The organism is Clostridium sp. HBUAS56010 (assembly GCF_007115105.1).
GTDB lineage: Bacteria > Bacillota > Clostridia > Lachnospirales > Lachnospiraceae > Lacrimispora.
In genome coordinates, this window is record NZ_SULJ01000009.1 from 13,490 (window position 1) to 26,552 (window position 13,063).

The following is a 13,063-nucleotide window of genomic DNA, read 5'->3' on the forward strand; positions in this document are numbered from 1 at the left end:
ATTTTATTATTTATAAATACAAAATTGGGGTCCGCCCTTTTCAGATGCGAACTCCAATTTTATAAAAATACTATACTAATTTGCGCCCGCAGCACTGTTTATACTTTTTACCAGAACCGCAAGGACATGGATCATTGGGATATACCTTTGCCTCAATCTTTTTGACTGGTGCTTTTGGTCCGCTTTCATCCTTGTTGGTTCCTGTCTCCTTGGCAGCAGCTTCCCGCTCTACCTTCTGCTCCACTCTGATGTGGAATAAAACTCTTACCGTTTCTTCCCGGATGGCTGCTGTCATCTCTTCAAACATCTGATATCCGCTCATCTTATATTCTACCAGCGGATCTCTCTGACCATAAGCCTGAAGACCGATACCTTGACGAAGCTGATCCATATCATCAATATGAGACATCCATTTATTATCAATCACTTTTAATAAAATTACACGCTCAATCTCACGAATCTGCTCTGCCTCAGGGAATTCTGCTTCTTTGGACTCATAAAGCTTAATGGCTTCTTCTTTTAATCTATGCTTTAATTCATTCTTCTTAATCTTCTTATCTTCCGGAAGAGTAACCGGTTCTAAAGGAATAACAGGAAGCAGCAAAGTATTTAACTCATTTAAATCCCATTCTTCCGGTGCCTGATCCTCACTGACGCAAAGATCTACTACATTCTCCACAATATCTGTGACCATCTTTAAAATTACGTCACGCATATTGTCTCCGTCTAATACTTTTCTTCTCTCTGCGTAAATAACCTCTCTCTGGTCATTCATGACTTCATCATATTTCAGAAGATTTTCACGGATTCCGTAGTTATTGGTCTCGATCTTCATCTGTGCCTTTTCAATGGCATTAGACAGCATCTTATGCTCGATCTCTTCGCCTTCCGGCACACCTAAGGCATTGAACATGGTTACAAGACGCTCAGAACCAAACAGACGCATCAAATCATCTTCCAGGGAAATATAAAATCTGGATTCACCCGGATCTCCCTGACGGCCGGCACGACCACGGAGCTGGTTATCAATACGGCGGGATTCATGACGTTCTGTACCGATAATCTTCAAACCTCCGGCTGCTTTTGATTCATCATCAAGCTTAATATCCGTACCACGCCCAGCCATGTTGGTTGCGATGGTGACTGCTTTATGAATACCAGCATCGGCTACAATCTCTGCCTCAAGCTCATGGTACTTGGCATTAAGGACTTTATGAGGAATGCCGCGGCGTTTTAACATTCCACTTAACATCTCTGAAGTTTCAATGGTAATCGTACCAACCAGAACTGGCTGCCCCTTCTTGTGAGCTGCTTCCACCTCATTGCAGACCGCTTCAAACTTCTCTTTCTTAGTCTTATATACAGCGTCTTCCCGGTCAATACGGGCAATTACACGGTTAGTCGGAATAGAAATGGCATCCATGCCATAAGTATTACGGAATTCTTTCTCTTCTGTAAGAGCAGTACCGGTCATACCTGATTTCTTACCATACTTATTAAAGAAGTTCTGGAATGTAATGGTTGCCAGAGTCTTGCTTTCTCTGCGGACATTTACATGTTCCTTTGCTTCAATTGCCTGATGGAGTCCATCCGAATAACGTCTTCCCGGCATAATACGTCCGGTAAATTCATCAACAATCAGCACTTCATCATCTTTTACCACATAATCCTTGTCCCTAAACATGAGATTATTGGCTCTGAGGGCAAGAATAATATTATGCTGGATCTCTAAGTTCTCCGGGTCAGACAGGTTCTCAATATGGAAGAACTGCTCAACCTTTTCCACACCCTGCTCTGTTAAGTTTACGACTTTATCCTTTTCATCTACAATAAAATCACCGGTCTCAACAATCTCTTCTCCCATGATGGCTGCCATCTTGGAAAATTCTCCGGAAGCTTCTCCGCGCTCCAGCTGGCGTGCAAGTATATCACAGACCTCATAAAGCTTGGTTGACTTTCCACTCTGTCCAGAAATAATAAGAGGTGTTCTGGCTTCATCAATCAGCACAGAGTCAACCTCATCAATAATACAGAAATCTAAATTTCTCAAAACCATCTGTTCCTTATAGATGGCCATATTATCTCTTAAATAATCAAATCCCAGCTCGTTATTGGTTACATAGGTAATATCACAGTTATAAGCGTCCCGTCTCTCATCTGAATTCATGTTGTTTAACACGACACCGACTGTAAGACCCAAGAACTCATGAACTCTGCCCATCCACTCCGCATCACGCTTTGCCAAATAGTCATTGACCGTTACAATCTGGACACCATTCCCAGCCAGAGCATTCAAATAGGCAGGACAGGTGGAAACAAGCGTTTTACCTTCACCAGTCTTCATCTCCGCAATACGTCCCTGATGAAGAACGACACCTCCGATGAGCTGTACACGGAAATGTTCCATATTAAGGACTCTTCGTGCTGCTTCTCTGACCGTAGCAAAAGCTTCAGGTAAAACATCATCAAGAGTTTCGCCTGCTGCCAGCCGTTCCTTGAAAAGCTTTGTATTATTCCTCAGTTCTTCGTCCGTAAGAGCAACCATTGCCGGACGCAGAGCCTCTATCTTATCCACAATGGGATTAATCAGTTTTAATTCTCTTTCACTATGAGTTCCAAATATTTTCTGAACGAGGTTCATGTTTCATTCTCCTACTCTTCTTATCTCTTATACACGATACAATCTAATATATTGTAGCACTAAGTGCCTGTTAATTCAACGAATTCATAAAAAATTAACATTCTGGTAATAATCTGACCAGATCCTTCCAAAAGCACCCTTTCTTTCCACAGCAAAGAACAGCAAAACAGATTATTTTTATGGTAACCTGACATATTGCACAAAAAACATGTTCGATTTTTTGTTTTTCCACATTATCCACATCCGCCTGTACATCTTTCCCCCATTTTTATCCCCAGATTTTCCTTCCAAAAATCGGGAAAAAACAGTTATACACCGAGTTATCCACATTATCCACATTATTTCTCCACATATTCCCATAATCCCTTATCGAATGCAACAACGTGGTTTTTTTGTATAGATGTCATAAAATTTCCTTTTTCGACGGAAAATTCCATATTTCCCTTGACTTTTTTTTATGTGTATCTATAGTTTTTCAATAAATTGATAAAATATAAGAAGAAACATTTCACATAAAATTCACATAAATTATCTTAATATTTTACTAACTTATTGAATTATTCTCATAAATATGCTATACTATAACCATCTCAAGAAAAAGGAGCTGATGACTTATGCGTTTTACAATTACGGGAAAGAATATTGAGGTTACATCAGGATTACGGGAAGCGGTTGAAGACAAGCTCGGAAAGTTAGATCGTTTCTTCGCTCCTGCTACGGAAGCTACCGTAAGACTCAGCGTGCAGAAAGAATTGCAGAAAATTGAAGTCACAATCCCAGTGAAAGGACATATTATCCGGGCCGAAGAGTCCAGCACAGACATGTATGTTTCCATTGATCTTGTGGAGGAGATTCTGGAACGGCAGTTAAAAAAATATAAAAATAAGCTCATTGATAAGAAACAGAATGCTCCATCCTTCTCTAAAGCATTTATAGAAGAAGATTTTGTAAGTGATGATCACTTTGATATTGTTAAGACAAAGAAATTTGCAGTGAAACCCATGGATTCCGAAGAAGCATGTGTGCAGATGGAACTCCTTGGACATAACTTTTATGTATTCTTAAATGCAGATACAGAAGAAGTCAACGTGGTTTATAAAAGAAAAGGCGGTTCTTACGGACTGATCGAGCCGGAATTCTAAATAAAAAAAGCCCATAAAAAGAATAATCCCCAATCAGATTGGATGCCAGTGCAGACAATCTGACTGGGGATTTTTTTGATTCTTCCATAAATTGACAGGATTCAATATGACATGATACAATTCTATTGATTGTTTCGGAATTCAAAGTTCCTGCAATAAAATCGGGAGGTCTATATTATGGAAAAAGCACTAAAGAAAAGGCGGCATGGTCTTCAAATCGCTTACGTCACTATGGCAACTCTTTATATCCCATTTAATTTTTTGTTATTACTAGGTCTATCCTCTTATCCCAGTCCAGGTATAAACGAGGACACCGCGGAAGCGTTATTTACAGCTCCTATTATAATGTATTTCATCATTTCTTTTATTTATGTTGTAACATTCATTGTTCTGGCTATTTTAAATATTATTCAGTCTTTTAAAGCCTTCAATCAAAGGGACACGCTATTTTGCATTAATGGTATGTTGATTTTAAAATATGGCATGGTTATTTTTTTTGCAAGTAATTTTCTTTATATTACACTTACGCTTTTAGGGCTAGGTATTTTCGGAATGCTTATCAGTCATGGAACACTTATTTTTACTGCACCAATCTTACTTCCTTTTTTGATAGCTATCATTCTTTTTTTGCTTTTTATTGCCTGGCTGATCATGCTACCCGGCTCTATTTTCTCCATTCAGGTCATACGTCTCAGCCGCTTAGAGAAAAAAATCGGATCAGCATCTGCCTTTTTCCACGGTCTGCTTCAATTTCTGTTTCTGACTGATGTTCTGGATACCATGTATTTAGCCCTTGTAAAATGGAGAAGAGGGAAAAAGAGTTCCATTGTTATCAGCTTCTTCTACCTTTTTTGCATCGTAGAGAGTATATGGACCTGTATAAAAATATGGAATGTGCTTAACAGTTAAGAAAAAAGCCGTAGGATTGATATCATTTCCATCCTGCGGCTTTTCTGATATAAAAATATAAAATTACAGAACCTGTTAATTCGCCTGAATACTTGTCAGATACCGTTCTACACTGGTAATGGCATTGGCACCATCGGATACGGCTGTTGATATCTGTCTAAGCTGCTTGGTACGCACATCTCCTACTGCAAATACTCCTGGAATATTGGTTTCACAGTCTTCACCTGCTTTAATATAACCGTGATCCATCTCAACAAGGTTGTTAAACGCCTCACTCTGCGGATTGATTCCTACAGCAATGAACACACCATCTACAGCCAGTTTTCTGGTCTCTTCTGTATTGGAATTTCTCAGTGTTAAAGATTCTACCTGATCTCCGCCTTCGATTCCTTCTACCACTGTATCCCAGATAATCTCTACATTGTCCTGGTTAAATAACTGCGTCTGCAGGGTCTTTGCACCTCTCAACTGGTTTCTCCTGTGAATTAAGTATACTTTTTTACACATTCTGGCTAAGAAGATGGCATCCTCAATGGCTACATCTCCGCCTCCAACCACTGCTGCTACTTTGTTGCGGAAAAACGCACCATCACAGGTAGCACAATAAGAAACACCCATTCCAGTAAGCTCTTCTTCCCCGATGACACTTAATTTACGATGCTGTGCTCCGGTTGCAATAATTACGGATTTTGTCACATAGGCTCTCTCTTCGCCGACTACCGTAAACTCTCCATCAGCCGCTTCAATTCTTAAAACTTCGTCATTGGCAAATTCAGCTCCAAGCTTTTCTGCATGTTCACGGAACTTCATACCAAGATCGTATCCGTTAATCCCTGGAAGTCCCGGATAATTATCCACTTCATAAGTGGTAAGGACCTGACCTCCGCTCGCCATCTCTTTTTCAATCACTACCATCTTCAGTTCGGCTCTCTTTGCATAAACCGCGGCAGTAAGCCCTGCCGGACCGGAACCAATGATTACTACATCATAAATTTCATTCATATTTATCTACCTGCTTTCTTAATTTCGATCTGTTTTTCATCGCTCTGTATTCATTATATCTTACGAATCGTGAAGTATGCAATGCCTGACCGGACGGAAAGGACTTTCTTGCATTGTGCCTGTCAATTTGATAAAATAATGGGATAAAACATTGACAGAAAGGGGAACGTATATGTCCAGAAAAACGGTACTCATCACCGGTGCTTCCCGGGGAATCGGCAAAGCAATCGCTGTAAAATTTGCCAAAAAGGGATATCAGGTGGTTATCAACTGTCTGCACAGCGAAGACCGCCTGCTTCAAACCAAAAAAGAACTGGAATCGTATCAGATCTCCTGCCTTGCCCACGTTGGAGATGTGGGAGTCATGGAGGAATGCCAGGTTCTTTTTGAAAAAATCAGGAAACAATTCGGTACACCTGACGTTCTTATCAACAATGCCGGAATCTCCTATATCGGACTTTTGCAGGATATGAACCCAGAAGACTGGGACCGGATCATCCGAACTAATCTGACTTCTGTATTCAATTGCTGCAGGCTTGCCGTTCCTGGCATGGTGGAGAAAAAGTCTGGTAAAATCATCAATATCTCTTCCGTCTGGGGCGTAACAGGCGCTTCCTGTGAAGTGGCTTACTCTGCTACAAAAGGCGGAGTAAATGCTTTTACCATGGCATTAGCCAAGGAACTTGCTCCCAGCAACATTCAGGTCAATGCCATTGCCTGCGGCGCCATTGATACGGAGATGAATCAATTCCTCTGCGAAGATGATCGAATCGCCCTGACAGAAGAGATTCCAACCGGCAGACTTGGGAAGGCTGAGGAAGTAGCTGATCTCGCCTATCACCTGGCTTATAAAAACGCCTACTTAACCGGCCAGATCGTCAAACTGGATGGCGGTTGGATATAAGCTTTCGCTCATGGGTTGTCTATCCCCTTACTAAATCATATGTTGAAATTAACAGGGTGGATACGAAACGGAAACAAACCGCAATGCAATTTGGTTTTGTTAAATTAAATTATAAACAATTTATATGGTTTTGTCAAGCAGGGATTGAAAAAAGGCGTCCGGAAGAAATCTTTTCCGAACGCCCTGTTTTATGCTTCAGGCTTTTCTACTTCTACAACCGCTGACTTCTGCATTGGAATTCTACAGTTCTTGTTATTGCCGAATTCAACAATAACCGTATCATCTGTCATATCAATAATAACTCCATAAAAACCGCTTGTAGTCAGAATACTATCACCAATCGCAATGTTGGAAAGCAGATCCTGCTGCCTTTTCTTTTCTTTTTTCTGTGGTCTGATTGCAATAAAATACATAAAACCAAAGATTACTACAATGTAGAGAACCCAAAACCCCATTCCCATTGTACCGCCTGTTGCTAATAACATAACCATTTCCTCCTTATATAGACCCGCTGGTTCCTGCGGTATCTCGTCCTACTTTTCGGATTGAGCTTCTATCATTCCTGCAAGCTTCCTCTCCTTATATTCCCCATAACGCTGATGATCAATTGCGTCACGAATCTCTTCCATCATTGTATTATAAAAATACAAATTATGCAATACACATAATCTCATGCCAAGCATTTCTTTTGCTTTCAGTAAATGCCTGATATAAGCTCTGCTGTAAGAGCGGCATGCCGGACACTGGCAGCCTTCCTCAATGGGCTTGTGATCCAGTTCATATCTGCTGTTGAACAGATTACGTTTTCCCTGATTGGTATAGACATGACCATGCCGTCCATTTCTCGATGGATATACGCAGTCAAAGAAATCCACCCCTCGTTCTACGGATTCCAGGATGTTGGCAGGAGTTCCAACTCCCATTAAATAAGTTGGCTTATTCTCCGGAAGATAAGGTACGGTTTCGTCCAGAATCCGGTACATCTCCGAATGGCTTTCCCCTACGGCAAGTCCGCCCAGAGCATAACCGTCTAAATCCATGGCAGAGATGGTTTTTGCGTGGGCAATACGGATATCTTCAAATGTTCCGCCCTGGTTGATTCCAAACAAAAGCTGTTCCCGGTTAATGGTGTCGGGAAGAGAATTAAGTCTTGCCATCTCCTTCTGGCAGCGTTCCAGCCATCTTGTTGTGCGGTCTACGCTGTTTTGCATATATTCCCTGGTTGCAGGATGAGGAGGACACTCATCAAATGCCATGGCAATGGTGGATGCAAGATTGGACTGGATCTGCATACTTTCTTCCGGGCCCATAAAGATCTTATGACCATCAATATGAGACTGGAAATAAACGCCTTCCTCTTTGATTTTTCTTAATCCAGACAGGGAAAACACCTGAAAACCGCCTGAATCCGTAAGAATTGGACGGTCCCAATTCATAAACTGATGAATGCCTCCAAACTGACGAATCACCTTATCGCCAGTACGGACATGCAGATGGTAGGTATTGGATAATTCTACCTGAGTTTTGATTTCCCGCAGATCATCAGTTGAAACTGCACCTTTGATCGCCGCCACAGTTCCCACATTCATGAACACTGGTGTCTGAATCGTTCCATGGACAGTTGTTACCTCTGCCCGCTTGGCGCGTCCATCCTTTTTTATAATCTTATAGTTCATAGACTGTTCCTTACTTTGGTTTTTGAGTTATCGGTTTCTTCACATGAACAGCGGCTCTTATTATTCTGCCAGAGCAGCCTTTATCATAATTGCACATTCAATCCGCTTCTTCTGCATCTCACAGCCAATATCATAAGCATCGGTTATACAGCCATGGAAATTATAGGAATTGGCTGCACAGCCACCGCTGCAGTAAAATCTTGCAAAACAGTCACGGCATTTATCCTTCGCATATACATTGCAAAGCTTGAATTCATCACGAACTGCTGTGTTGGTAAGACCTGTATCCACATTACCGAGGAGGAATTCTTCCTGTCCCACAAACTGATGACAAGGGTAGAAGTCTCCCCATGGCGTCACTGCCAGGTACTCTGTTCCTGAACCACAGCCGGAAAGACGTTTCGCAACACATGGTCCCTGCTGTAAATCAATATTAAAATGGAAGAAATTAAATCCCTTTCCTTCTCTGGAACGATTAATATATTCCACAGCAAGCTTATCATACTCCTCTAAAATCTGAGGAAGATCTTCCTCTTTGATGGCATAGTATTCTTCTGGCTGGGCAACTACCGGCTCAATGGACATGCTTTCAAATCCAAGATCTGCAAATTCAAGAACATCTTTTGCAAAATCCATATTACCTCTTGTAAAGGTGCCTCTGATATAATAATCTTTGGTTCCCCGGAGCTTGGCAAACTTCTGGAACTTGGGAACGATTAAATCATAACTTCCTTTTCCGTTGCGGAACGGACGCATCTTGTCGTTGACTTCCTTACGTCCGTCAAGACTTAATACCACATTGCTCATTTCCTTATTACAGAATTCCATGATCTCATCATTTAATAAAACACCGTTGGTTGTCATGGTGAAGCGGAAGTTCTTATTATATTCTTTCTCTTTTGAACGTCCATATTCCACAAGCTGTTTTACCACATTAAAATTCATCAGTGGCTCACCGCCAAAAAAGTCTACCTCCAGGTTCCTCCGGTTGCCGGAATTGGCAATCAGGAAATCCAGGGCTTTCTTTCCCACTTCAAACGACATGAGTGCACGCCGTCCATGATACTCACCTTCTTCTGCAAAACAGTACTGGCATGCAAGGTTACAATCATGTGCAATATGTAAACAAAGAGCTTTTACCACAGTTTTTCTCTTTTTAAAATCCACTACATAATCATGGTATACATCTTTGGTAAACAACTCTCCTGCATCTACCAGATACTGAATCTCTTCCAGTGCTTCTGCTACTTCAGACTCGCCATAGGTCTTCTCAAGGCGGTCTAACACTTCTTTCTTTACATGGTCTGAAATCTTCTCAGGCTTTTCCATATCCGGAATCAGTCCCTGGGCAATTAAAACCGCATCATACATTACTGGGTCTACAGAATGGACGGAACCGCTGTTGACATCCATAATAATATAGAAACCATTATTCATATATTGATGAATCACTTGTATTCTCCTTAATCAAAGGGACTATCCCCTTATTGTTTATGCTGACAAGCGAAGGAACCCCTACTGTCTAATGACCGTAGGGGCATCTGCTTCTCTGCCTTTTGGCTGTTCTATACAGTTAAAACTAACGGTTGCTGTTCTCACAGCTCTGATTTCCTACTGTACAGGATGTCTTGCAGGCTGACTGGCAGGAAGTCTGGCATTCGCCGCATCCGCCTTTTTTCATAGATTCTTTTAATGTACTGGAACTTAATGTCTTCACGTGCTTCATAAACTTACACCTCCTGTATTTACATAATTCCATGCGATTATACCACATGTCTTTTCTCAGTGCAAGAATAATTGGGACACCAATCCAGCCACCAATCCACTATAATCATAGAACTTCGCTGTTTTTTTTTATATAATGAGAAACTACTATATATGAAAGTTATAAAATTTTCTTTAAATATACCATAGTAAAATTATTTCTTCCCCCGGGACATCATCTGGTATTTAATCGCATCCAAAACTTCCTCACTAATATCCAGAGTGTGTAAATAATCCACCACGCTTCCATAGGTGTTCTTTAAATATGCCAAAGTATACTGCATCTCACCTGCCTCAGATTTAAATAAATACTCCGGCAGTATTACTCCCTCCTGCTGCATCCTCACTCTCATTTTTCGAAATACCGGTTCCATATTTCTTCCGCTCACTTCATAATCAATGACAATCACTTCTTCTTCCACATCCGCAAGGCTTAAAATCAACATGGCAATCAGCCCGGTTCTATCTTTGCCGGCAGTACAATGAAATAACGTACAGCCTTTTCCGTTCTCACCGATAATATTCAGGATGCGGCTGATCTGTTGCCTGCTGTTCTCCAGCCAGTTTATATAAAGTTCGTGAAGGCTGTCTGGAAAACCGCCCTGCAGATCATTGGAGTGTATCTGATCATATAAAGAAACCGAATAGTATGCAACCTCATTACAGGCCGCAAACCAACTGGGGGCACGTTCATATTCTTCCGGGCTCCTAAGATCAATTACACACGTCACGCCATAATCAAGCAGCTTTTTAATATCTTCCTCATTTAATTCGTGTAGGCTGTCCGCCCTTAACAGCCTGCCCATATTTAGTTTTTTATTATCTTTATTACGGTATGTCCCTAAATCTCTTACATTATAGGCGCGCTCCAGAGAAATAGGCATTGCCGCTTTCTGTATGATATCCATGATTTCCTTACCCCCATAAAAAAATTACGCAGAACTTAAAATTCACTATTTCCCACTTTCCCATGCTTCATCTTTCATATTGCTTTTTATATAGACTGCCGCACCTCCGAGGCAGATCAAAAACATCAACACAGACAGAGCTGCTGCCCTTTGATAATCCAGGTAAGTATTTACCTGCTGATATAAGAGAATTCCCAGCATCTTCGGGTTATTGGGTCCAGTCAAATATGGTATGGTAAAGGCCCCCACCTGACCCATGAGGATAAACGTTGCTGCCACCACCAGATCTTTATATGTCATGGGCAGTACAATATGTCTGAATATGCCCCACCAGGAACTGCCTGCATCCCTTGCACTTTCCACATAGGAGTCATTAACTGCTGATAAAGCTGCCGATAAAAGCATTGCAGAAAAAGGGATGTTAAACCATAAATTGCATATAATAATTCCTTTCATATCATAAAGAAGTCCAGGTTTGTAGATAATTCCAAACAATTGCAAAAATCTGTTGATAAAGCCGGCATCCTTAATCACATTCATCACCGCATAAACAGCTGCAATTCCCGGAATAAACCGGGGGAGGAGATAAAGCCTCCCCAGAATTTTACTGATTCTGCTTTTGGAAAATCTTAAATAAAGAGCTAAAAGGAAGCTGAAAAAGATTCCCAAAGCCATGGTACATAATGCTTCTGTCATAGTAAAAATCAGACTTTCCAAAGCATCCATGCTGGTAAAAAAATACTGATAATTTCCCAGCGTAAAACTGCCCGAAGCCGTTTTAAATGATTGTACCACCGTATTGCAGATAGGAAATATGACAACCAGAACCATAACTGCAAATGCCGGAAAAACCATCAGATATGGAAGCCAGATTTGATTCTTTTTATTTTTCATTTGAAAACCTCTTTATTTTGCAAGACTTCCTATTTCCTCTGTCCAGCGCTCTCTTATGTTCTTCTGTAAATTTCCTATGGAAAAATAACGGATTGTATCAAAATTTGTTTCTGACAGCCAATCTGCATGCTGCAGATTTTCCAGTTTTCCAGAATCTACTACCGGTGAAGCAAACATAGTATTCCAGTCCTTTGCCTGAGCTTCATAGCTTAAATAATAATCAACAACTGATAAAGCAGCTTCCTTATCCTTTGCAATTTTAGGAATGGAGAACCCTGCCAGTCCACCTAAAAATGGCTCTTCCAACTGTACCAGTTTAATGGATTCTGGTAATGTCCCCTGGTTTTTCTGGCTCAGGACCATATTTGCAAATGCCGGGCACATATCAATCTGCTTTGTAGCAAGCAACTCTAAGGTTCCTGCATTTTTCATAGGATACTGGACTTTGCCTGCCGTCTGATAAAGATATGGATGGAGTTCTGCCAGCAGTGCAAAAGCATTATCCCATTCTTTTGAATGATCTGTCATCCACTTTTCATCAGAGGATGTGGCAGCTTCAGTGGGAAGCTGGTTATAGATCGTATTGGCCGTAAAGGAAAAACCCGAATTTCCGGTAGATGGATCATTATAGGAGAATCGTCCTGGATTGTCCTTAATCCACTGATATAATTCATCTGCTGTTTTCGGCGGTTCAGAAACTGTTTCCGAATTATAAGCCAGATAAACAGATGTTCCTCTGTACGGGATGAAAGTATTTCCTATAATATTATCTTTGAATATCAGGTTTTCATAGTTTGGAATTTCAGAGGTATCAATGAAATCAAAAAAATCTTCACTGGTCTGAGCTAAGATTCCTGCAATTGCGTTATCATCAATAGCAATTAAGTCAAAATCCGTATCCGTTTCTCCAGCTTTATAAGCTGCCGCAAGCCGGTCCGGAAGACTCTGCTCACTTGTTCCCGACACGATGAACTGAATTTCCACCTTTGCCTTCTGATTATAATCCGGTGATGCATTATAACTGTCAGCAATGGTCTGAAGTGCCTCTCTTACTTCCTGGCCTCCGCTTCCCCAGATCGTAACCACCGGAACATCATTATTACCGGAAGCCGCAGAAGTCTTTCCGCATCCGTTTAAAGACAGCAACATGGCTCCCGCCAAAAGAATACTCATTCCTTTTTTCATTTTGTTTTTCCAATTCTGATTCATCATACTAATCTCCT

At 41.0% G+C, this 13,063-nt stretch carries 12 protein-coding genes; 3 read left to right on the top strand and 9 right to left on the bottom strand.

Annotated elements, in window-relative coordinates; genetic code table 11:
- Positions 1-70 precede the first annotated feature (70 nt).
- Positions 71-2,641, bottom strand: a complete 2,571-nt coding sequence (gene secA, locus FAY33_RS13845) for a preprotein translocase subunit SecA (RefSeq protein WP_143321827.1) — start codon at positions 2,639-2,641, stop codon at positions 71-73.
- Positions 2,642-3,255: 614 nt separating this feature from the next.
- On the opposite strand from secA, the gene raiA reads away from it, so the two are divergent.
- Positions 3,256-3,783, top strand: coding sequence for a ribosome-associated translation inhibitor RaiA (gene raiA / locus FAY33_RS13850; RefSeq protein WP_143321828.1), 528 nt, complete (start codon positions 3,256-3,258; stop codon positions 3,781-3,783).
- A gap of 177 nt (positions 3,784-3,960) precedes the next feature.
- Complete coding sequence (locus FAY33_RS13855) at positions 3,961-4,692, top strand: hypothetical protein (protein WP_143321829.1); 732 nt, start codon at positions 3,961-3,963, stop codon at positions 4,690-4,692.
- 75 nt (positions 4,693-4,767) lie between these two features.
- Here the strand turns inward: FAY33_RS13855 and trxB are convergent, their stop codons facing one another.
- Positions 4,768-5,694: a thioredoxin-disulfide reductase gene (gene trxB / locus FAY33_RS13860; RefSeq protein ID WP_143321830.1), complete on the bottom strand. Its 927-nt coding sequence runs from the start codon at positions 5,692-5,694 to the stop codon at positions 4,768-4,770.
- A gap of 172 nt (positions 5,695-5,866) precedes the next feature.
- Between trxB and FAY33_RS13865 the strand changes: the two genes are divergently transcribed.
- Positions 5,867-6,598: an SDR family oxidoreductase gene (locus FAY33_RS13865; RefSeq protein ID WP_143321831.1), complete on the top strand. Its 732-nt coding sequence runs from the start codon at positions 5,867-5,869 to the stop codon at positions 6,596-6,598.
- Positions 6,599-6,786: 188 nt separating this feature from the next.
- Here FAY33_RS13865 and yajC read toward each other — a convergent pair whose 3' ends face one another.
- From yajC to FAY33_RS13900, 7 genes are all read right to left on the bottom strand, one after another.
- Entirely contained in the window at positions 6,787-7,083 is a 297-nt protein-coding gene (gene yajC / locus FAY33_RS13870; RefSeq protein ID WP_143321832.1) for a preprotein translocase subunit YajC, read from the bottom strand.
- A gap of 48 nt (positions 7,084-7,131) precedes the next feature.
- Positions 7,132-8,274: a tRNA guanosine(34) transglycosylase Tgt gene (gene tgt / locus FAY33_RS13875; protein ID WP_143321833.1), complete on the bottom strand. Its 1,143-nt coding sequence runs from the start codon at positions 8,272-8,274 to the stop codon at positions 7,132-7,134.
- A 60-nt stretch (positions 8,275-8,334) separates the two neighbouring features.
- Positions 8,335-9,726 carry a thioether cross-link-forming SCIFF peptide maturase gene (gene scfB / locus FAY33_RS13880; RefSeq protein WP_143321834.1) on the bottom strand — a complete coding sequence of 464 codons (1,392 nt, stop codon included), beginning with the start codon at positions 9,724-9,726 and terminating at the stop codon, positions 8,335-8,337.
- 127 nt (positions 9,727-9,853) lie between these two features.
- The gene (gene scfA, locus FAY33_RS13885; RefSeq protein WP_097003442.1) at positions 9,854-10,000 is read right to left on the bottom strand and encodes a six-cysteine ranthipeptide SCIFF; all 147 of its coding nucleotides are present in this window, start codon (positions 9,998-10,000) and stop codon (positions 9,854-9,856) included.
- A gap of 193 nt (positions 10,001-10,193) precedes the next feature.
- Positions 10,194-10,946, bottom strand: coding sequence for a tyrosine-protein phosphatase (locus FAY33_RS13890; RefSeq protein ID WP_143321835.1), 753 nt, complete (start codon positions 10,944-10,946; stop codon positions 10,194-10,196).
- A gap of 45 nt (positions 10,947-10,991) precedes the next feature.
- Positions 10,992-11,840 (bottom strand): ABC transporter permease, encoded by an 849-nt coding sequence (locus FAY33_RS13895; RefSeq protein WP_143321836.1) that lies wholly within the window; start codon positions 11,838-11,840, stop codon positions 10,992-10,994.
- A gap of 12 nt (positions 11,841-11,852) precedes the next feature.
- Positions 11,853-13,052: an extracellular solute-binding protein gene (locus FAY33_RS13900; RefSeq protein ID WP_243126756.1), complete on the bottom strand. Its 1,200-nt coding sequence runs from the start codon at positions 13,050-13,052 to the stop codon at positions 11,853-11,855.
- Between the last annotated feature and the right edge of the window lie 11 nt (positions 13,053-13,063).